Source organism: Arthrobacter sp. TJ-265 (assembly GCF_058269135.1).
On sequence record NZ_JBZCND010000001.1, the window covers coordinates 634,505 to 655,653 of the forward strand.

Annotated in this window: 12 protein-coding genes; 9 read left to right on the top strand and 3 right to left on the bottom strand. The window is 71.6% G+C overall.

Features of this window, described 5'->3' with window-relative positions; translation table 11 throughout:
- Positions 1–11: 11 nt before the first annotated feature.
- Positions 12–1,352, top strand: coding sequence for a glutamate-1-semialdehyde 2,1-aminomutase (hemL, locus tag AC4D2E_RS03060; protein ID WP_490951612.1), 1,341 nt, complete (start codon positions 12–14; stop codon positions 1,350–1,352).
- On the opposite strand, the gene AC4D2E_RS03065 is transcribed toward hemL, so the two are convergent.
- On the bottom strand, positions 1,349–2,098 hold the full coding sequence (locus tag AC4D2E_RS03065) for a 3'-5' exonuclease (protein ID WP_490951613.1): 750 nt from the start codon (positions 2,096–2,098) through the stop codon (positions 1,349–1,351). The two genes, hemL and AC4D2E_RS03065, sit on opposite strands and share 4 nt — an antisense overlap.
- A gap of 74 nt (positions 2,099–2,172) precedes the next feature.
- On the opposite strand from AC4D2E_RS03065, the gene AC4D2E_RS03070 reads away from it, so the two are divergent.
- The 3 genes from AC4D2E_RS03070 to AC4D2E_RS03080 are packed head-to-tail and all read left to right on the top strand — an operon-like array spanning position 2,173 to position 9,439.
- Complete coding sequence (locus AC4D2E_RS03070; protein WP_490909765.1) at positions 2,173–2,637, top strand: MGMT family protein; 465 nt, start codon at positions 2,173–2,175, stop codon at positions 2,635–2,637.
- A gap of 56 nt (positions 2,638–2,693) precedes the next feature.
- Entirely contained in the window at positions 2,694–5,978 is a 3,285-nt protein-coding gene (locus AC4D2E_RS03075) for an ATP-dependent helicase (RefSeq protein WP_490951614.1), read from the top strand.
- Positions 5,921–9,439, top strand: a complete 3,519-nt coding sequence (locus tag AC4D2E_RS03080) for an ATP-dependent helicase (protein WP_490951615.1) — start codon at positions 5,921–5,923, stop codon at positions 9,437–9,439. The genes AC4D2E_RS03075 and AC4D2E_RS03080 overlap by 58 nt, the downstream gene beginning before the upstream one ends.
- 105 nt (positions 9,440–9,544) lie before the next feature.
- Here AC4D2E_RS03080 and AC4D2E_RS03085 read toward each other — a convergent pair whose 3' ends face one another.
- The gene (locus AC4D2E_RS03085; RefSeq protein ID WP_490951616.1) at positions 9,545–11,032 is read right to left on the bottom strand and encodes a phosphotransferase; all 1,488 of its coding nucleotides are present in this window, start codon (positions 11,030–11,032) and stop codon (positions 9,545–9,547) included.
- 162 nt (positions 11,033–11,194) lie between these two features.
- Here AC4D2E_RS03085 and nudC point away from each other — a divergent pair, with 162 nt between their 5' ends.
- The 3 genes from nudC (at position 11,195) to AC4D2E_RS03100 (ending at position 14,815) form a co-directional block, all read left to right on the top strand.
- Positions 11,195–12,151, top strand: coding sequence for an NAD(+) diphosphatase (nudC, locus tag AC4D2E_RS03090; protein WP_490951617.1), 957 nt, complete (start codon positions 11,195–11,197; stop codon positions 12,149–12,151).
- Positions 12,151–14,256: an ATP-dependent DNA helicase UvrD2 gene (locus AC4D2E_RS03095; RefSeq protein ID WP_490951618.1), complete on the top strand. Its 2,106-nt coding sequence runs from the start codon at positions 12,151–12,153 to the stop codon at positions 14,254–14,256. The genes nudC and AC4D2E_RS03095 overlap by 1 nt, the downstream gene beginning before the upstream one ends.
- Before the next feature lie 70 nt (positions 14,257–14,326).
- On the top strand, positions 14,327–14,815 hold the full coding sequence (locus AC4D2E_RS03100) for a M48 metallopeptidase family protein (RefSeq protein ID WP_490909759.1): 489 nt from the start codon (positions 14,327–14,329) through the stop codon (positions 14,813–14,815).
- An 81-nt stretch (positions 14,816–14,896) separates the two neighbouring features.
- On the opposite strand, the gene AC4D2E_RS03105 is transcribed toward AC4D2E_RS03100, so the two are convergent.
- Complete coding sequence (locus tag AC4D2E_RS03105; RefSeq protein WP_490952312.1) at positions 14,897–16,396, bottom strand: zinc-dependent metalloprotease; 1,500 nt, start codon at positions 16,394–16,396, stop codon at positions 14,897–14,899.
- Between the two features lie 362 nt (positions 16,397–16,758).
- On the opposite strand from AC4D2E_RS03105, the gene AC4D2E_RS03110 reads away from it, so the two are divergent.
- Together AC4D2E_RS03110 and AC4D2E_RS03115 are read left to right on the top strand one after the other, a co-directional pair.
- A complete protein-coding gene (locus tag AC4D2E_RS03110; RefSeq protein ID WP_490951619.1) occupies positions 16,759–17,853 on the top strand; it encodes a YlbL family protein in 1,095 nt (364 codons plus the stop codon).
- Between the two features lie 307 nt (positions 17,854–18,160).
- Entirely contained in the window at positions 18,161–21,121 is a 2,961-nt protein-coding gene (locus tag AC4D2E_RS03115; protein WP_490952313.1) for a UPF0182 family membrane protein, read from the top strand.
- Positions 21,122–21,149 lie beyond the last annotated feature (28 nt).

Below are 21,149 nucleotides of genomic sequence, written 5' to 3' on the forward strand. Positions count from 1 at the left end.
GAACCGCACCGATGACGACACCACCAGCAAGCACGTCCGAGGATCTCTACGCGCGCGCCCGCGCCCTCATGCCCGGAGGCGTCAACTCGCCCGTCCGTGCCTTCGGCTCGGTCGGCGGGACGCCGCGCTTCCTCGTCGACGCGCACGGCGCCTACGTCACCGATGCCGACGGCAAGCAGTACGTGGACCTCGTCTGCTCGTGGGGCCCGGCACTGCTCGGCCATTCGCATCCGGACGTCATCGCCGCCGTGCACCGCGCCGTCGACCACGGGCTGACCTTCGGCGCCTCGACGCCGGCCGAGGCCGACCTCGCGCAGCTCGTCAAGGAGCGCGTCCCCGCCGTGGAACTGCTGCGCATGGTGTCCACCGGGACCGAGGCGACCATGACCGCCGTCCGGCTCGCGCGGGGCTTCACGTCCCGGAACCTGATCGTCAAGTTCGCGGGCTGCTACCACGGGCACGTGGACAGCCTCCTCGCGGCCGCCGGCTCGGGGGTCGCCACGCTTGCGCTGCCCGGTTCCGCCGGCGTCACGGAGGCGACGACCGCGGAGACGCTCGTGCTGCCGTACAACGACGTCGAAGCCGTCGAGGAGGCCTTCCGCACGCACGGCGAGCGCATCGCCGCCGTCATCACCGAAGCCGCTCCCGCGAACATGGGGGTCGTGACCCCGGCGCCGGGCTTCAACGCCTTCCTCAGCCGCATCACCTCCGAGCACGGCGCGCTGTTCATCGTCGACGAGGTCATGACCGGGTTCCGCACCCACCCGGGCGGGTACTGGAAGCTCACGGGCGGCGCCGACGACGCCGAGCACCCGTGGACACCGGACCTGCTGACCTTCGGGAAGGTCATCGGCGGCGGCATCCCGGCCGCGGCGCTCGGAGGGCGCGCGGACGTCATGAACTACCTCGCGCCGATCGGGCCGGTCTACCAGGCGGGCACCCTGTCGGGGAACCCGATCGCCATGGCGGCCGGCGTCGCGACCCTCACCGCCGCAACGGACGACGTCTACCGGCACGTCGACGCGCGCTCGCTCGAGGTCGGCGATGCCCTCACCGCTGAGCTCGCGAAGGCCGGCGTCGACCACTCCATCCAGCGGGCAGGGAACCTCTTCAGCGTCGCGTTCGGCACCGCCGAGCACGGCGTGCGGAACTACGCCGACGCCCAGGGGCAGGAGGCGTTCCGCTACAGGCCCTTCTTCCACTCCATGCTCGACTCGGGCGTGTACCTCCCGCCGTCCGTGTACGAGGCGTGGTTCCTCTCCGCGGCGCACGACGCCGCCGCCATGGAGCGCATCCACGCCGCCCTTCCGGCGGCCGCGCGGGCAGCAGCGGAGGCCGTGCCGGTCGACTAGCTGAACTGGTCGACCGGCTGTGCTGGTCGATCGTCGGCCCGGTCCGACTGCTGTCCGGGGGCGCCGGCGACGACGGGCCACGCCCGCTCGATGACGGCGTCGGGCTCCGTCCGGCGGAGATACTCCTCGAAGTTCGCCGCCTGCCGATCGGCCCAGACGACGAGTGAGGCATGCAGATCCGTGGCGGGCCGCCGGAGGAACGCGAACCGCTCGGCGAGAACCGCACCGACCCGGAGCGTCGCGAGGACGTCGGCCGCCGACGTGTGTGCGTTCTCGAACGGGATGGCGTAGTGCTCGCACACGGCCGTCAGGGTCCGCTTGCCGCGCCGGTACCGGTCCGCCTGCTTGTCCATGATGTAGGGGTCGATCACGGGCGAGGGCACCGGGACCCGGGCTGCGTGGCGGCGCCCCTCCTGCGCCAGCACCGTGAAGTCGTACCGGGCGTTGAAGGCCAGCACGGGGATGCCGGCGGAGAAGAAGCGCGCCAGGACGGCCGAGATCCCGTGGGCGACCTCCGCGGCCGGCAGGCCGTGCGCCTGCGCGTGTGCCGTCGTGATGCTATGGATCGCCGCGGCGCCCTCCGGGATGTCGATACCCGGATCAGCCAGCCACTCATGGTGCTCGAGCACGTCCCCGTCGCCGTCGACGAGCACGATCGTCGCGGTGACGATGCGCGCGGTCAGCGGATCCCGCCCCGTCGTCTCGAGGTCGAACCCGGCCCTCGGGCCTTCGTGCCAGCTCGTCATGGGACCACCGTACGGGCGGGCTCCGACCAAATAGGCGTGCGGCCTGCGCGGCCCGCCGGGCTAGGGTGGAGCGCATGGAGCGACGAGCCGGCGAGCATCCCGGCGGGCGGGGGCCCGTCCCGGATTCCGCCCTCGTCCCCGGCGCCGACCCGACGCCGCGGACCGACCCGGACGACTACTGCGAGGCCGTCCTCGCCGTGACCGCACTGATCCCCGCCGGGAAGGTGCTGACCTACGGGGACATCGCCGAACTCCTCGACCGCGGCGGGCCCCGCCAGGTCGGCAGGGCGCTGTCCCGCACCACCCGGGACGTCCCCTGGTGGCGTGTCCTGCGCGCCGGCGGCCACCCCCCGCACGGCCTGGCCCTGCGTGCCCGCGCACACTACGGGACCGAGGGCACGCCGCTCCGCGTGCCGCAGGGGAGCACCGACCCCGGCGAGTACCGCGTGGATCTGCGTTCCGCCCGCTGGTGGCCCACGGCGGAGGAACAGGCCGTCCTCGACGACGTCGGCGCGTCCCTGCGACGCGCCGGTCCCTGACGCCGGGGCCCGTTGCGATGCCCCTGTTTGTCCGTGGCGTGTGATGGTCTTGATCCATGACCAGCACTCTTCCTGACGCTCCGTCGACAGCCCTCGGCGACGGCGCCGCCACGGCCTCCGCGGAAGGGTACGCCGACGTGCTCCGGTCGCTGACGGACGTGACCGGTCAGGTGCTGGTCCTCGGTGCGCCGGGCAGTGGCAAGTCGTCCCTGCTCACCGACCTCGCCGTCGCCCGTATCGGGGCGGGGACCGTGGCGCCGGAAGGCCTGCTCCTCCTCGGTCCCACCCGCGCGGCCTCGACGCGGCTCCGGGACGAACTGACCGCCAAACTCGACCGCAGCATCAGCACGGCGCCCGCCCGCACCTGGGCGTCCTACGCCTTCGACCTCATCCGCCGGGCCAGGGCCGAAGGCCGCACCCCCGCCATCACCCGTGCACCGAGGCTGCTCTCGGGCGCCGAACAGGACCTCATCATCAAGGAGCTCCTCTCCGGCCACGGACGCGACGGCGCTCCGGGACTCGACTGGCCCTCCGGCCTCGCCCTCGCCCTGCCGACCCGCGGCTTCCGGCAGGAGATCCGCGACCTCTTCGACCGCGTGAGCGAGTACGGGGTCCCCGCCGAGGAGCTCTCCGCCTGGGGCGAGCGGTTCGACCGCCCGGACTGGGTCGCAGCGGCCGCTCTCTACCGCGAATACCGCGACGTCCTGGACCTCCGCATGCCCGAGGCCTTCGACCCGGCCGGCATCCTCACCGCCGCCCGCGAGATCCTCGAGACGGACCGCGACTTCCTCGACCGGGAGCGGGGGCGCCTGCAGCTGATCCTCGTGGACGACTACCAGGAGGCGAACCCCGCCGTCCATGCCCTGCTGGGGCTCATCGGGGCAGGCAACGACGTCGTCATCACCTCCTGCCCGGACGTGGTGGCGCAGGGCTTCCGCGGAGCACGCCCCGAACTCACCGGACGCCTGTCCACCCTCTTCCGCCGCGGGGGCGGCCTGACCACGGTCACCCTGCCGGGGTCGCTGACCCTCCACGGCCCGCTCGCCGGGGCGTGGAGCAACGTCGCGGCGCGCATCGCGACCACGGGCATCAGCACGGCCTACCGGAACGTGGAGGCTCCTCGAACCGACGGCACGACGACGGACGGCCCGGCCATGTCCGCCCACGTCCTCGACAGCGCCTTCCACGAACAGCGGTTCATCACCCAGCGCGTGCTCGAGGCGCACCTGTTCGGGGAGCGCAGCCTCGACGACATCGCCGTGATCGTCCGCAACGGTGCGCAGGTGTCCGCGGTGCAGCGGTTCCTCACGGCCCAGGGCATCGCCGTGAACGTCCCCGCCGCGGAGACCGCCATCCGGGAGGAACCGGCCGTGCGCCCCCTGCTCGAGCTGTTCGCCGTCGTCGTCGGCCGCACCGAACTCGACACGGAGCTGTGCATCTCGCTGCTCACCTCGCGGATCGGCGGGGCGGGCAGCCTGGATCTCCGGCGCCTGCGCCAGATCCTCCGGCGGACCGAGCTGCAGGAGGGCGGGGGGCGGACGAGCGATGAACTCCTCACCGCCCTGTTCTCCGCGCCGGAGCAGATTGCCGCCCTGCCGTCCGAGGGAGCGCCGGTCCGGCGTCTGGCCCGCATGCTGGAGGCGGGGCGGTCCGCGGCCGCCGATCCCGGACGCGATCCCGAGACCGTCCTGTGGGCGCTGTGGTCCGCCTCGGGGCTCGCGCAGCAGTGGTCGGCCGCAGCCCTGTCCGAGGGGCCGTCCTCGAGCCGCGCCGACCGCGACCTCGACGCGATGATGGCCCTCTTCCAGACCGCGGAGCGATTCGTGGAACAGATGCCCGGCGCCGACCCGGAACTGTTCCTGGACTACATCCTCAGCCAGGACATCCCCATGGACACCCTGACGACGCGCATCGCCCGCCAGGCGTCGGTGTCGGTCCTGACGCCCGCGAGTGCCGCCGGCAGGCACTGGCCGCTCGTGATCGTGGCGGGTGTGCAGGACGGCGTCTGGCCCAATCTCCGGTTGCGGGGAGAACTCCTCGGATCGGGTGAACTGCGTGCGCTGCTCGACTACGGGGAATCGTTCCGCAGCAACCGGGACCCGGTGTCCCTGCTGCAGGACATCCGGTTCGACGAGCTGCGGACCTTCTCGCTCGCCGTCTCCCGGGCCACGCAGGAGCTGGTGTGCTGCGCCGTCGCCTCCCAGGACGAGCAGCCCTCACCGTTCCTCGACGTGCTCGACCCCCTGCCGCCCGGCATCGCAGCGCGACCGCGCACCGAGGTCCTGCGCCCCCTCACCCTCCGCGCGCTCGTCGCCGAGCTGCGGAAGTTCGCGCAGGACCCGCAGGCGAGCCCGGCCCTGTCCACGGAGGCCGCCCGGCACCTCGGGCGCATGGCAATGCTGGAGCCGCCGGTGCCGGGAGCGCATCCGGCCCGGTGGTGGGGCGTGCTCGGCATGACCAGCGAGGACCCGGTGGTGCCGATGGACCAGCCGATCCCGGTATCGCCCTCCAAGGTCGAGTCCGTGCTCGCCTCGCCCCTGAGCTGGTTCGTCTCCGCCGCGGGCGGGGAGCGGACCACCGACTTCGCCCGGTCCCTCGGCACGCTCGTCCACCAGATCGCCCAGGACCTCCCGGAGGCCACCGGCACCGAGTACGTGCGGGAGCTCGAACGGCGCTGGCCGCAGCTGGGGATCAAGGACACCTGGGAGGGCCGGTCCGACTTCCGGCGCGCCGAGACCATGGTGCGGAAGCTCGCCGCCTACGTGCTCTCCATGCGGAAGGACGGACGCAGCCTGCTGGCCACGGAGGTCGACTTCGCGGTCGAGCTCGAGCTCCGCCTGGCGGACGCCGAACGGCTCGTGCGCCTGCGCGGGCAGATCGACCGGCTGGAGGTCGACGCCGACGGTCGCTTCGTCGTCGTCGACCTCAAGACGGGCAGGAGCTCGCCCGCGCAGGCGGACATCCCACGCCACCCGCAGCTCGCCGCCTACCAGACGGCCCTGGCCGCGGGTGCCCGGTTCGGCGACCAGGACACGGACGGCACACCGGACGCCCCACAGGCCGCGCCCGAGGAGGCCGCGAACACCGGAGGCACCGCACCGGGGGGCGCTGCACTGGTCCAGCTGGGCACGAAGGCCAAGGGGGTCGCGGTGCAGGTGCAGCCCCCGGTGGGACCGGAGGACACCTGGGCGAGGACGATGATCGAGGACGCCGCCGCGCTGATGTCCGCCGCGACGTTCGACACCGTCCACGACCCCCGCCGGTCGGGGTTCGGCGGCAGCGGATGCCGGCTGCCCGAAGTCTGCCCCCTGTGCGAAGAGGGAAAGCAGGTGACGCAGTAGTGGCCGCTGCACGACGGGCAGCACGGTATTCGGCCCGGGCACTCGCGGAGCTGCTGCACACGGACCCGGATGCCCCCGTCCAGTACCCGACCGACGATCAGGCACGCGTCATCGAGGCACCCCTGGAGCCGCTGCTGGTCATCGCCGGCGCGGGCTCGGGGAAGACCAAGACCATGGCGGACAGGGTCGTCTGGCTCGTGGCCAACGACCTCGTGCGCCCCGAACAGGTCCTCGGCGTCACCTTCACCCGGAAGGCCGCCGGAGAGCTGGCGTCGAGGGTCCGGCAGCGGCTGGCCCAGCTCTACGCCGCACTCGCGCAGGACGCCCCTGCACCCGCGGGCGGGGACGCTCTGGACCGGCTCGATCCCACCATCTCCACCTACCACTCCTTCGCCAACGGGATCGTCCAGGACTACGGGCTGCGCATCGGTGTGGAGCGTGATTCGGTGATGCTCGGGACCGCCCAGTCCTGGCAGCTCGCGCACGCCGTCGTCGAGGCCTACGACGGCGACTGGGAGCACTTCACGGCAGCGAAGAGCACGCTCGTGAAGGCGGTGCTCGGCATGGCGGGGGAGTGCGCCGAACACCTGGTCAGCCCGGCCACGGTCCGGGAAGAACTCCGCCGCCACGTCGAGCACGTGGCCACCCGGCCGTACGTCGCAGGATCGGGCAGGGCAGCGACGCAGAAGGTCCAGGACCTGCTGGACAAGCTGCGCACCCGCATCACCGTCACCGAACTGGTCGAGCACTACGCCGCCGCGAAGCTCGCACGCAGGCAGCTCGACTTCGGCGACCTCGTCTCGCTCGCGGCCAGGATCGCCCGCGACATCCCGGAGGCCGGGGCGATGGAGCGGGAGAAGTACCGGGTGGTGCTGCTGGACGAGTTCCAGGACACCTCGCACGCCCAGATGGTCCTGTTCTCACGCCTGTTCGCCGACGGGCGTTCCGTCACCGCGGTCGGCGACCCCCACCAGTCCATCTACGGGTTCCGGGGCGCGTCCGCAGGGCAGCTCGGCACCTTCCGCACCGCGTTCCCGCGGGTGACCCCCGAGAGCCGTGCGCCGTCGGAGGTGGCGCACCTGTCGGTCGCCTGGCGGAACGCGATCTCCATCCTCGAAGCCGCGAACACGGTGTCGGCTCCGCTCAACGTGCCGGCGCCGTGGCTCCGCAACACCACCGTCCAACAGGTCCCCGGACTCGTGGCGCGGCCCGGGGCGCCCCTCGGCGAGGTCCTGCTGGGGCGGTTCCTCACGGATGCGCCCGCTGCCGGGCAGGCTGCGCCGAGCAGCTCCGACGCCGCCCCGGACGACCCCGCGGGAGCCGACGGGCAGCCGACCGTCGGTCCGCAGACCTCGCTCAGCGAGGCCGAGGCCGTCGCCCGCGAGGCCCTGAGGCAGCGCCGGCGCAGCTTCGAGACGGACGACGACGGGTCGCCGCTCCGGCCCACCATGGCCGTGCTGTGCCGTGGGCGCAAGCAGTTCGAGCCGATCCGGCGGGAACTGGAGCGTGCCGGCATCCCGGTGCAGGTCGTCGGGCTCGGCGGCCTGCTGCGCACCCCCGAGATCGTCGACCTGCTCGCCACCCTGAGGGTCCTCGGCGACCCGGACCGCTCCGACTCGATGCTGAGGCTGCTGTCCGGCGCGCGCTGGCGGCTCGGCCCGGCGGACCTGATGGCCCTCGGGGACTGGTCCCGGCAACTGGCCCGGACGCGTGAGGCCATGTTCCGCCGGGGCGGCCCGTCCGCCGGAGAGCCGGAGGGCGAGCTCGACCGCGAGCAGGGCAGGGACGCCGTCGTGGCCCCCGACCTCGCCGAGGCGGGGAGCCTGGTCGAGGCCGTCGACTACCTCCCGCCGCTCGACTGGGTGTCGTCGGCCGGCAGGACCCTGAGCGGTACCGCCCGGCAGCGGCTCGAGCTCCTGCGCCACGAACTGCGCGGCCTCCGGAGCTTCGTGGGCGATGACCTGGGCAGCATGATCGGCGAGGTCGAGCGCACGATCCTGCTGGACATCGAGGTGGCCGCGAAGCCGGGTGTGAGCATCCACGAGGCACGCCGCAACCTCGACGCCTTCACCGAGGCCGTCGCCGGCTTCGTGTCCACCGCGGAGCGCGTCGACCTGCCCGCGTTCCTCGCCTGGCTCGAGGCCGCGGACCAGGAGGAGGACGGACTGCCGGTGACGCAGCTCGAAGCGAGCCGTGACGCGGTCCAGCTCCTCACCGTGCACGCCTCCAAGGGCCTGGAATGGGACGTCGTGTTCGTGCCCGGCCTCAACGACGGCTCGTTCCCGAGCGGCAAGGACTCGCGCTGGAGCAGCGGCGACTCCGCCATCCCCTGGCCCCTGCGTGGCGATGCGCCCGAACTGCCGCAGTGGGACTGGGAGCAGCAGGACCAGAAGGAATGGCTCGCCAGCGAGACGGAGTTCACCGGAGAGGCGCGGGCGCACGCCGAACGCGAGGAACGCCGGCTCGCCTACGTTGCATTCACCCGCGCGAAGCACGCCCTGGTGTGCACGTCCTCGGCGTGGGGCGGCGGGCGGTCGAAACCGTCGGCGCCGTCCTCCTACCTGGCGGACCTCGTGGCGCTCGCCGAATCCGGGACGGCCGGCGTCGTCCTGCCGCACTGGCTCCCGGAAGGGGAGGAGGGGGACGCGAACCCGGCGAACGCGAGCCCGGAGCGGGCACGGTGGCCGTTCGATCCGCTCGGCATCCGGCGGCCGTCCATCGACCACGCGGCACAGGCGGTCCTCGAGCAGGCCGCAGCACCCACGCCCGAGACCGAACCGGACGCCGGTCGCTGGGGTCGGGAGGTCCGGCTCGCCCTGGCGCGGCAGGCCCGGGAGCGGGAACGGATACCCCTCGCCCTGCCCTCGCACATCTCCGCCTCGACCCTGGTGGAACTGCGCGAGGACGCGGCCGCAGTCATGCAGCAACTGCGGCGGCCGCTGCCCCGGCGACCGGGGTCGGCCGCCCGCAAGGGCACCGCGTTCCATGCCTGGATCGAGGAGTTCTACGGGGCCGGCGGGATGCTCGACCTCGGCGAGTACCCCGGCGGTGCGGATTCGCATGTCGACGAGACCCTCGGACTGACGGACATGGCGGCGATCTTCGAGCAGTCCGAGTGGGCCCTGCGGGAGCCCGCGGCGATCGAGGCGCCCATCGAGACGAAGATCGGCGGCATTGTGGTGCGTGGCCGGGTGGACGCGGTGTTCCGCGACGCCGACGGCGGATGGGACCTCATCGACTGGAAGACGGGACGGCCGCCGTCGCCGGACCGGCGCGCAGCCAAGGCGGTCCAGCTCGCCGTCTACCGGCTCGCGTGGTCGCGGCTGAAGGAGGTGCCCCTCGAGAAGGTCCGCGCGGCGTTCTTCTACGTCGCCGACAACCTGGTGGTCCGGCCCCACGATCTCGCCGATGCCGGGGAACTCGAGAGGATCATCCGGGCGGCCGGCCCGGCCGGCTCCTGAGCACGGGCGCAGGCGGGCGTACCCGCATGCGTCGCTCGTCCCCGGGACCCCTGTCCCGTCTGGACGACGTCGGGGCGACGGCGGACGGCAGGTGGGCCGGAGGGGTCAGCGCCGGGCCTGGACGATCGGCAGGGCGGAGGTGGCGACGTCGTCCGGGGACCCCGTTCCGGGGTCGGTGCCCGTCAGCACCGTGACCTTCGACGAGGTCGTGACAGGCCGCTGACGCCCCGCCGTGAGGCGGGCGTGCGCCAGCGAGGATCCGGAGGGGGTCCCATGGTCGCGGCGCCGGTCGTCCTCGGTCGGCGCCGCATGGAGATGCGCCCGGTTGGCTTCGGCCTTCGGGTCGAAGAGGTGGCTGCCGGTGCGCTCCGGAGCAGGGGCACCGTCCACGGCCGGAGCCCCGGCTTGCCCCGACGGCCGCTCGTCATCCGCGGCACGGGATCCGCCTACGGACGCCGGATCGTGCGTGCCGCGGTGGCCGGCCCCGACGGTGTCGACGCCCCCTGCACCGCTGGTCGGGCGGAGCGATGCTTCGCCGGTGACCGACCCAGCATCCTCGGGCGCATCATCGGAAGCCTCCTCGGACCCCGACGGGAGGTGCGCGCCGTCCGCGTCCGTGCCCAGTTCGTCGCCCCACTCGAGGCGCTGCTCGTGCTCGTGCCGTGCCCGTTCCGCGGCCTCGTGCTGTTCGCGCTCGATCGATTCCACGTCGGCTTCGAGCGTGGCGAGCATGTCCTCCGCCTCGTCGATCATGCCGGCGTCCTCGAGGGCCATCCCTCGGACCAGCCACTGCGCCAGGGCGAACTCCGCGGCGAGCGCAGCGCGGCGGGACAGGTGGGGATCGACGGCGGTGGCCCTTGCGGCCGCGTAGGCCGCATACACGGCGTCGACGAACGCGGTGTCCTCGGCCGCGGCGAGCCAGGCGAAGTCCTCGGCGGGATCGCCGACGCACAGGTCCGTCCACCCGGTCACGGCCGAGACGCGACCCGCGGCGATGAGGAGGTGGTCCTCGTGGAGGTCGCCATGGACCACGGTCGGGCTGAACCGCCAGAGGGCGACGTCCTCGAGCGCGTGCTCCCAGCGGCGCAGCAGGATGGAGGGGATCCTCCCGGTGGTCGCGGCCTGGTCCAGCTCGTTCAGTTTGCGCTGGCGGTACTCGTCGGCCTCGTACCCGGGCAGGTCCGCGCGCTGCACCATCTCCGGCGGCAACGTGTGGATCGCGGCGATCACGCGGCCGAGTTCCTCCGCCATCGCGGACCCGCCGGCGGTGAGCGCGTCGAGCGATCGGGTGGTGCCGGCCAGGTGCGAATACACGAAGGTGCTGAGCTCACCCTGGCGGACGCTGCCGGCCATGTGCGGGATGAGGAACGGCAGCTCCGCCTTGACGGCGGGGGTGAAGGCACGCAGGGCCTGCAACTCGGTCTCGAGGCGCATGCTGGCCTCCGCGTGCCGGGGCGAGCGGACCCTCCACTGCTTCCCCGCATCGTCGACGAGCAGGGCGGCGTCGAAGTCCGCGGCGTCGTCGGGGGCGCCGGCGACGCCGGTCGGAGCGAGGCCAGGTACTGCGGCGCTGGCGATGGCTGCAAGTTCCATGGGTGTCCGTTTCACAAGATCAACCGTAGGGCGTTCCAGCTCCGGCCGCTCGCAGCTGTTCGGCGAGTCGCCGGATGCACCACTCGTGTCGGGCCCCGCACTACTCCTCCACCGGGGTTCCGGTGAATGGGATTTGGGAGTGCAAGAACGTACCGTAGAACCATGACCGATCCACTCCGGGCCCTCGTGCTCCCTCCCCTCGGATCGCTGCCACTGTCACGTGCCGCCACGGACCGGGACGGCGAGGCCCGGCCCACCGAACACTTCCTCGACGACCTGTGGGCGTCGGCGGACACACGGGTCCTGCCGCTCGCCCGCGGGAAGGCCCCCGTCGTCGGGAACGCCCTCCGTCTCCTCGGTCCCGCGGACCTCGCCCGCCCGGCCATGGTCGTCTACCTCGGCCGCGTCGACGAGGGGTTCGCCGATGCGGGGCGGCGCGTCGTCCTGGCCGTGTTCGACGAGGAGGACGCCGCCGTCGCGCCCCTCGGCCAGTGGCTCGGCCTGCGCGAGATCGCGGCGTCGCTCGACGCGCGCGATACCGGCCTGTTCGTGGCGGGTGCCGCGATCGCCAACTGGCACGCGACCCACACCCACTGCCCCCGCTGCGGTGCCGCCACGGTTCCCACCCACGCCGGCTGGGTGAGGCGGTGCCCGAGGGACGGGTCCGAGCATTACCCGCGCACGGACCCCGCCATCATCGTCTCCATCATCGACGACGACGACCGCATCCTGCTCGGCTCCGCCGTCGCCTGGCCCGAGGACCGCTACTCGACGCTGGCCGGTTTCGTCGAACCCGGTGAGTCGCTCGAGGCCGCCGTCGTCCGCGAGGTCGGGGAGGAATCCGGGATCCGGGTCGAATCCCCGGAGTACCTCGGCTCCCAGCCCTGGCCGTTCCCGGCATCCCTGATGGTCGGCTTCACCGCACGGGCCGCGAACACCGATGCCGTACCCGACCGCGAGGAGGTGCGGTCGCTGCGGTGGTTCACGCGGGAGGAACTCTTCGCCGAGGTGCGCGACGAGAAGATCGTCGTGGCGGGCGGCGTCTCCATCGCGCGGGCGATGATCGAGCGGTGGTACGGCGGGCCGCTGGACGAGGAGCCATCGGAGGCGCGTCCCTAGTGTCCGGACAACTGCTCGAGGACAGCATCCTCGAGGGACTCGACGACGAACAGCGGACGGTGGCCAGCACTCTGTCCGGACCGCTGTGCGTGCTCGCCGGAGCAGGTACGGGCAAGACCCGCGCCATCACCCACCGCATCGCGTACGGCGTGCACACCGGCGTCTACAAGCCGCAGCAGGTCCTCGCCGTGACCTTCACCGCGCGGGCCGCGGCGGAGATGCGCACACGGCTCCGCGACCTCGGGGCCGGCGGGGTCCAGGCGCGGACCTTCCACGCGGCGGCGCTCCGGCAGCTGCAGTACTTCTGGCCGCAGGCCGTCGGCGGCCCGCTGCCGGCCCTCGTGGACCACAAGGCCCAGCTGATCGCGGAGTCGGCGCGCCGGCTGCGCCTGTCGACCGACCGCGCCGCGATCCGCGACGTCGCCGCGGAGATCGAGTGGGCCAAGGTCTCGATGCTCACCCCCGACGCCTACGCCGGGGCCGCCGCCGGCCGGGCGGAACCGGCGGGCATGGACCTCATCACGGTGTCCCGGATCTTCTCGGCGTACGAGGATCTGAAGATCGACCGCAACCTCATCGACTTCGAGGACGTCCTGCTGACGACCGTCGCCATCCTCGAGGAGGACGAGAAGGTGGCGGCGACGGTGCGGGCGCAGTACCGCCAGTTCGTGGTCGACGAATACCAGGACGTCTCCCCGCTCCAGCAGCGCCTGCTCGATCTGTGGCTCGGCGAGCGTCGCGACCTGTGCGTCGTGGGTGATGCCAGCCAGACCATCTACTCCTTCACCGGCGCCACCTCACGCCACCTCCTCGATTTCACCAAGCGCTACGAGGGTGCCCAGGTGGTCAGGCTGGTGCGCGACTACCGCTCCACACCCCAGGTGGTGCGCGCCGCCAACACGCTGCTCGCCGCGCGGGGCACCGAGGTGGACCGACGCGCGGGCGAGACGACCTGGTCGGCCCCGCTCGAACTCGTCGCCCAGCGCCCTGCCGGCCCCGAGCCGGTGTACACGGAGTGCACCGACGACGACGCCGAGGCGGCCGAGTGCGCCCGGCGCATCGGTCTCCTGCTGGGCCAGGGCGTCAAGGCGAGCGAGATCGCCATCCTCTACCGCACGAACGGGCAGTCCGAGGCCTACGAGCAGGCGCTCGCCAGCGCCGGCATCGGATACCAACTGCGCGGCGGCGAGCGGTTCTTCCAGCGGCGTGAGGTCCGCGACGGGCTGCTACAGCTCCGGGCCGCGGCACGCACCCAGGGCGACGACGACGTGCCGCAGCAGGTCCGCGATGTCCTCGCGTCCCTCGGCTACACCTCCGTCGCCCCGCAGAACTCCGGCGCCGTCCGCGAGAAATGGGAATCGCTGGCCGCCCTCGTGGGGCTCGCCGACGAGCTCAGCAGGGTCCGCGGCGAGGCCTTCACGCTGCAGACGTTCGTGGCCGAACTCGAGGAGCGGGCCGCGGCGCAGCACGCCCCGACCGTCCAGGGTGTGACCCTCGCGTCCCTCCACTCGGCGAAGGGCCTCGAATGGGACGCCGTCTTCCTCGTGGGGCTGAGCGAGGGGCTCATGCCGATCTCGTTCGCGGACACGCAGGAAGGCATCGACGAGGAGCGGCGGCTGCTGTACGTGGGCATCACACGCGCCCGGATCCACCTGTCGATGTCGTGGTCGACGTCCAGGTCCGCGGGCGGACGCGCCACCCGGAAACCCTCGCGCTTCCTCGATGCACTGCGGCCCGCGACCACCGGCCAGGCATCCTTCCGTCAGCCACGGGCGAAGGCCACCCGCAAGTCCTCCGGGCCGGCGGTCTGCCGCGTGTGCAAGCGGCCGCTGCTCACGGGTGCCGAGCGCAAGATCGGTCGCTGCAGCGACTGCCCGGCCACCTACGAGGAGGAGACCTTCGACGCGCTGCGCGCCTGGCGGCTCGCGGAGTCGAAGGAGAAGGACGTCCCCGCCTTCGTGGTGTTCACGGACGCGACGCTCGTGGCCATCGCCGAGGCGCGGCCGCAGACCCTCGACGAACTCGGCGATCTCGCCGGCGTCGGTTCCGCGAAGCTCGAGCGGTACGGCGAAGCGGTCCTGGAGATCATCAGTGACACCGCCTGACACAGGCGGGCCGCCTCACCCCGCGCGGCTTCCGGTCGAGGTCAGACGGTCGGCACGGCGGAAGCGCACGGTGAGCGCGGACATCCGCGACGGCGTGCTGCGGGTCTCCATCCCGGGCCATTTCTCGCCCGGCCAGGAGCGCCACTGGGTGGAGCGCATGGTGGAACGGATGTCCGCGAAGTACCTCGCACAGCCGGCCGTCGACGACGAAGCCACATCCGCGCTGCAGCGGAGAGCCGAGGCCCTGGCCCGGCAGTACCTCGGTGGCAGGGGAGTGCCGAGCACGATCGGCTGGGTCACCAACCAGAACACCCGGTGGGCCTCCGCCACGCCCGCCCACCGCACCGTCCGCCTCTCGCATCGGCTGCAGGGCATGCCGGAGTGGGTCGTCGACTACGTGATCCTGCACGAGATGGCCCACCTGATCGAACCCTCGCACAGCGCCGCCTTCTGGGACCTGCTGACGTCCTACCCCAGCACCGAGACCGCCAAGGCGTTCCTCGACGGCGCCGCCTTCGCAGCGCACCGCAACCTCACGGGAACACCTGAGGAGTTCTAGGGCCCGGGTCATCCCGATCATCGGGAACGAGCCGCCCGGTGTCGACGCACAGGGGCGCCGCCCGGGCGGCCGCCGGCGACGTCAGCGCCTGGCGTCGCCGTCCGGGGCGGGCCCGTCACCCTGCGGATCGTCGGCGGGCCCGTCCGCCGGCCCGCCGTCGGACGGGTGGCCGGCCCCGTCGTCGGACCGACCGGCGGGCGAGGCGCCGTCGGGACCGGGCGTGGGCGTTCCGTCCCCGGTTGCCGTGCCCCCGGAGGCGTCAGGCGCTTCCTCGCCCGGTTCCTCCCCCTCCGGCTCCTCGAAGCCTCCGGACAGGAGCCGCTGGAGGGCCGCGTCGACGTCGGCGTCGGAGGAGTCGAGCAGCCGACGTCGTCCCGCGAAGCCTGCGGGATCGTCGAGGTCCTCAGCGGTGGGCAGCAGATCGGGATGCTGCCACAGGGCGTCGCGCCCCTCGATGCCGCGTTCCTCGGTGAGGAGGGACCACAGGGCCGCGGCGTCGCGCAGCCTGCGCGGCCTCAGCTCGAGTCCCACCAGCGAGGCGAAGGCGTGCTCGGCCGGGCCGCCGGTGGCCCGACGGCGACGGAGCATCTCCCGCAAGGCACCCGCCGACGGCAGATTCGCCGCCGCTGCGGCGGTCATCTCGTCCACCCACCCCTCCACGAGGGCGAGGGTGGTCTCGAGCCGCACGAGGGCGGCGTCCTGCTCAGGGGTCCTCTCCGGCATGAAGACGCCCTGCGACAGGGCGCCCTGGAGGCTCTCGGGGTTGGTGGGGTCGATGTCACGGGCGGCTTCCTCGATCTTGCCCATGTCGATGTGGATGCCCCGGGCATAACGCTCGATGCTGCCAAGGAGGTGGCCCGTGAGCCAGGGAATATGCGTGAAGAGCCGGACGTGCGCCGCCTCGCGCACCGCGAGGAACAACTGGACTTCCTGCTCGGGGATGTCGAGTCCCGCACCGAACGCCGCCACGTTGGCCGGGAGGAGGGCCATCCGCCCGTCGGCGAGGGGGACACCGATGTCCGTCGACCCGACGACGTCCTTCGACAGCGCACCGACGGCCTGCCCCAGCTGCATCCCGAACATCGCGCCGCCCACGTTCTGGAGCATCGAGGCGGGACCGCCCATCATGCCCATCATCGACTTCATCTCGTCGGGAAGCTGCCCGGTGATGGCATCGGAGAGGGCCTTGGCGATGCTCGTCGCCACGGGCTCGGTGAGCCGACGCCAGGTGGCCATCGTGGCCTCGACCCATTCGGCGCGCGACCACGCACGGCCGAGCTGTCCGGTGCTCGGGAACTCTGTCACGGGATCGAGCCACAGCTCGGCGAGTTTCAGTGACTCGTCGACGCTCCGGCGCTGGAGCGAGGTGACCGAGGGATCGTTGTCCGATGCCGCCACCCGCCGGGCCTGCTCATGGGCCATCTGCCAGTTCACGGGTCCCTCGCTCGGCGCGGAGAACATCGCCTGGACCTGCTGCATCATCATCGCCATCGCCGCAGGATCGGAGGGGAGCCCGGCCGCCTTCGCGATCTCCTGGGGGTCGAAGCCCCCGGCCCCGCCGCCGAACATCTTTGCCAGCATTTCGGACAGCGGATCCTGGGGTGTGTCGTCGTCGTCGTTCGAAGGGTTGGATGGGTTGGTCACTGATACCACCGGTCCTGGGGAGTAGCTTGGGGATCCGGGCAGGAGGGGGTTTCCGCTCCCGCCGGCTGTTGGATACACGCTACCGGCACGGCATCGCCGCTGTCCCTCGGGCCGTCGGCCGTTCGCTGAGGGCAAAGCCCACCCCGGGGTTCGGGCAGCAGTCGACGGCGCCGGGAAGGGCCGGGGCGGCGGACGGACGGCATCCTCCCGGATCGACCCCGGCCTGAGCGTCTACTCTAAGTAAGCCGGAAGACGCTGATCGCGCCGTCGCACGGCACGCGCCTACAGAGAGAAGCACAGTGACGCAGCCTGTCCACTTCGAGACGTACAGCCCCGAGGGACCCGCCCGGCCGAGGGATCCGCGCTTCCGCGCCATGGCCGTCTCCGGGAGCCTCGCCGTCGTCCTGTGCGCGACCGCCGTGCTGCTGCCGTCGCCCTACATCATCGAATCGCCCGGCCCCACCTTCAACACCATCGGGGAGGTCGACGGCCAGGCGCTCATCCGGGTGGAGGGGAGGGAGAGCTTCCCCCCCGAGGGCGAGCTCGATCTCACCACCGTCCTCGTCAGCGGTGGTCCGAACGGCCGGGTGAACGTCCTCGACACCTTCCGGGCCTGGGCTGATCCGGACATGGACGTCCTGCCGGAGCAGCTGGTGTACCCGGAAGGGACGACCTCCTCCGACGTCCAGGAGCGGAACGCCGTAGCCATGACGTCGTCGCAGGAATCGGCGATCGCCGCGGCCCTCTCCCACGAGGGGATCGAGTTCACCGAGGAGCTGTCCGTCGCGGGGCTGGCGGATGATTCCGCGTCGGAGGGCATCCTGGAGGTCGGGGACATCCTGCGCACCATCGACGGGCGCGGGATCGAGAACATCGAGACCCTCCGCAGTGTGCTGGCCCAGGCGGGCGGCGCTGCCGCCACCCTGGGGATCGTCCGGGACGGTGCGGAGATGGAGGTCGCAGTCACGCCGAAGGAATCGGCCGAGGGGGAGTTCCAGCTGGGTGTCCTGCTCGCCTCCACCTTCGATTTCCCCTTCGACGTGTCCATCCAGCTCGACAACGTGGGTGGTCCCTCGGCCGGCACCATGTTCGCCCTCGGAATCGTCGACAACCTGACGGAGGGCGACCTCACGGGCGGCAGGCACTTCGCGGGCACCGGCACGATCGACTCCGGCGGCGTCGTCGGGCCGATCGGTGGGATCGCCCAGAAGCTCGTCGGGGCCCGAGCCGGTGGGGCGGACTTCTTCCTGGCACCCGCCGACAACTGCGACGAGGTCATCGGCAACATCCCTGAGGGCCTGACGGTCGTGAAGGTCGAGACGCTCGGCGACGCCGTCGACGCCGTCGAGACGTTGGGTGCCGGCGGCGATGCGTCCGACGTGCCCGCCTGCTGACGCTCCGCGAAACGGTGCAGCCGTCGCCCGGCCACCGCACGACACGGTTCGGTGACGATCCCGACGCCCTCGAGGCGGGGCGGGAACCTAATTGGTCGGGCCAAGCGTGAACAGGGCAGAATGAAATCACGAAGGGCCTGACTGTGCGCTCTCCTCTGCCCCCGCCCGGGCGGGGAGCGGTGCGCAGGACCGGTCGGCGTGACCCGCAGCAGCTAACGATGAGGTAGATGTGACATCCGGACCAGACCGTCCGTTCGGCAGTAGCCCGAGCCCAGCACGTGGAACCACCAGCAGGCGCCGCAGTCCGCTGATACCGACGATCATCGTCGTGGCGGTGATCGTCATCGCCTTCGTCTACCTGTCCCAGGTCTATGCTGACGTGCTCTGGTACAACCAGCTCGGGTTCCTCGAGGTCTTCGTGACGGAGAACCTGACGCGCATCGTCCTCTTCGTCGTCGCGTTCCTCGTCATGGCGGCGGCCGTGTACTTCAGCCTGCGCATCGCGTTCCGCAACAGGCCCATCTACGCGCCGGACAGTGCCATCCAGGACAATCTCAACAGGTACCAGGCGCAGCTCGAACCGATCCGCCGCCTGCTGATGCTCGGTATCCCCGTGGTCCTCGGAGCCTTCGCGGGCACGGCCGCCTCCTCACAGTGGCAGCAGGTCCTGCTGTTCATCAACCAGGAACCGTTCAACCGTCAGGACCCGGAGTTCGATCTGGACTACGCCTTCTACATGTTCACGCTGCCGTTCCTGAACTTCGTGACGGGGTTCCTGATCAGCGTGGTCATCATCAGCGCCATCGCGACGATCCTCACGCACTACCTCTACGGCGGCATCCGCCTCGAGGAGAAGGGCCTGTTCACGACCAAGGCGGCCCGCGTGCAGATCGCCGTCGTCGCCGCCCTCTTCCTGGTGCTGCAGGGCGTCAACTACTGGCTCGACCGCTACGACACCCTGCTGAACCAGGGCACCTGGGCCGGCGCGCTGTACACGGACGTCAATGCCGTCATCCCCACGAAGGCCATCCTCGCGGTGGCTGCGATCATCGTCGCCGCCCTGTTCGTGGCCTCCGCGTTCGTCGGCCGCTGGCGGCTGCCGCTGATCGGGACCGCGATGCTCATCATCACGGCGCTGCTCGCCGGCGGCGTGTACCCGGCGGTCGTGCAGCGCTTCCAGGTGCGTCCCTCCGAGCTCAGCCTCGAGGACGAGTTCATCGAACGGAACATCCAGCTCACGCGTGAGGCCTACGGGCTCGACCAGGTGGAGGTCGAGGCGTACTCACCGGAGTCGATCCCGGCCGCGGGCGCGCTGGGCGAGGACGGGGAAACCACCGCGAACATCCGCCTGCTCGACCCGAATCTGGTCTCTGATGCCTTCAGTCAGCTCCAGCAGTTCCGTCAGTACTACCAGTTCCCGCAGACCCTCAACGTCGACCGGTACGAGATCGACGGCGAAGTACAGGACACCGTGATCGCGGTGCGCGAGTTGGACACCAACGGTGTGCCGGACGGCTGGGTCAACGAGCACGTCTTCTACACGCACGGCTACGGTGTGGTCGCCGCAGCCGGCTCGACCGTGGAGCCCGACGGCCGCCCGTCCTTCCTGCAGTCCGGCATCCCCTCGACCGGTGTGCTGGGCGACGAGTCCACCTATGAGCCGCGCATCTACTTCGGCGAGGAATCCCCCGAGTACTCGGTCGTCGGAGCGCCGGAGGGCCAGGCCCCCGCCGAGATCGACCGGCCGCAGAACGAGAACTCCGACAACGAGTCCCGGACGACCTTCAGCGGAGAGGGCGGCCCCAACGTCGGCAACGCCTTCAACCGCCTCGTCTACGCCCTCAAGTTCCAGTCCACGGACCTGCTGCTGTCCGACCAGGTCAACGGCGATTCGCAGATCCTCTATGATCGCGATCCCGTGGACCGTGTGCGCAAGGTCGCTCCGTATCTGACGCTCGACGGCAACAGCTACCCCGCGATCGTGGACGGCCGCGTCAAGTGGATCATCGACGGGTACACCACCAGTGCCAGCTTCCCCTACTCGATGCAGCAGGAACTGGAGCAGGCGACGCAGGATTCGCAGACCGCGGAGGGCCTGGCCACGGCGCTGCCCGCGGAGCGCGTCAACTACATCAGGAACGCCGTGAAGGCCACCGTGGACGCGTACGACGGTTCCGTGAACCTGTACGCGTGGGACGATCAGGATCCGGTCCTGAAGTCGTGGCAGAACGTGTACCCGACCTCGCTGAAGCCCTACAGCGAGATGTCGGCCGACCTCATGGCGCACGTGCGGTACCCCGAGGACCTCTTCAAGGTGCAGCGGGAGCTCCTGGCGCGCTACCACGTCACCGACACCGACGCGTTCTACAACAACAGCGAGGCGTGGAGCGTACCCGCGGACCCCGGCGCGGGGTCCGACAGCACGACGACGGCGTCCACCCCGCGGCAGCCGCCGTTCTACCTCACGCTCCAGATGCCCAACCAGGAGGAGGCGGCGTTCTCGCTGACGACGCCGTACATCCCGTACGTGCCCGTGGGTCAGACGCCGCGGAACGTGCTGTACGGTTTCCTCGCGGCCAACGGTGACGCCGGCACGGGCGAGGACGGCGTCAAGAACGAGAACTACGGCAGGCTGACCCTGCTCGACAGCTCGGGCCAGGATTCCGTGGTCGGTCCCGGACAGGCCCAGAACCTCTTCAACTCGGACACGACCGTGTCGCAGGAGCTCAACCTGCTCCGGCAGGGTGCGTCCGAGGTCATCAACGGCAACCTCCTGACGCTGCCGATCGGCGGCGGGATCGCGTACGTGCAGCCCGTCTACGTCCAGTCCTCGGGCAGCTCGTCCTTCCCCGTCCTGCGGCGGGTCCTGGTCAGCTTCGGGGAGACCGTCGGGTTCGCACCGACCCTCGCCGAGGCACTGGACCAGGTGTTCGGCGGCAACTCGGGGGCCACGACCGGCGACGAGGAGAACGTCGGGGAGACCCCGGACGACCCGGCGGCGCCTCCGGCGGAGGGTGGGGACGGGGGAGCGACACCGTCGCCCGCACCCACGCCTTCCGAGGGCGGAACCCCCGGTGGCGCGACCGGAGACCCGGCCGCCGATCTGCGGGCAGCACTCGCCGACGCGAACAGCGCGATCCAGGACGGTAACGCCGCCCTCGAGTCGGGCGACTTCGCAGCCTATGGTGAGGCCCAGGACCGCCTGGAGCAGGCCATCCAGCGGGCGCTCGACGCCGAGGAACGCGGCGCGGCTGCGGCCGGACAGTAGCCCGAGCGCCCCGGGCAGCCGCCCGATT

Excerpts from the sequence above, each read along its gene's own strand:
- nudC (WP_490951617.1), top strand. The coding sequence starts at position 11,195 with ATGACCGATCCACTCCGGGCCCTCGTGCTCCCTCCCCTCGGATCGCTG.
- AC4D2E_RS03105 (WP_490952312.1), bottom strand. The coding sequence starts at position 16,396 with ATGCTGGCAAAGATGTTCGGCGGCGGGGCCGGGGGCTTCGACCCCCAG.
- AC4D2E_RS03085 (WP_490951616.1), bottom strand. The coding sequence starts at position 11,032 with ATGGAACTTGCAGCCATCGCCAGCGCCGCAGTACCTGGCCTCGCTCCG.
- AC4D2E_RS03075 (WP_490951614.1), top strand. The coding sequence starts at position 2,694 with ATGACCAGCACTCTTCCTGACGCTCCGTCGACAGCCCTCGGCGACGGC.
- hemL (WP_490951612.1), top strand. The coding sequence starts at position 12 with ATGACGACACCACCAGCAAGCACGTCCGAGGATCTCTACGCGCGCGCC.
- AC4D2E_RS03065 (WP_490951613.1), bottom strand. The coding sequence starts at position 2,098 with ATGACGAGCTGGCACGAAGGCCCGAGGGCCGGGTTCGACCTCGAGACG.
- AC4D2E_RS03070 (WP_490909765.1), top strand. The coding sequence starts at position 2,173 with ATGGAGCGACGAGCCGGCGAGCATCCCGGCGGGCGGGGGCCCGTCCCG.
- AC4D2E_RS03080 (WP_490951615.1), top strand. The coding sequence starts at position 5,921 with ATGCCGGCTGCCCGAAGTCTGCCCCCTGTGCGAAGAGGGAAAGCAGGT.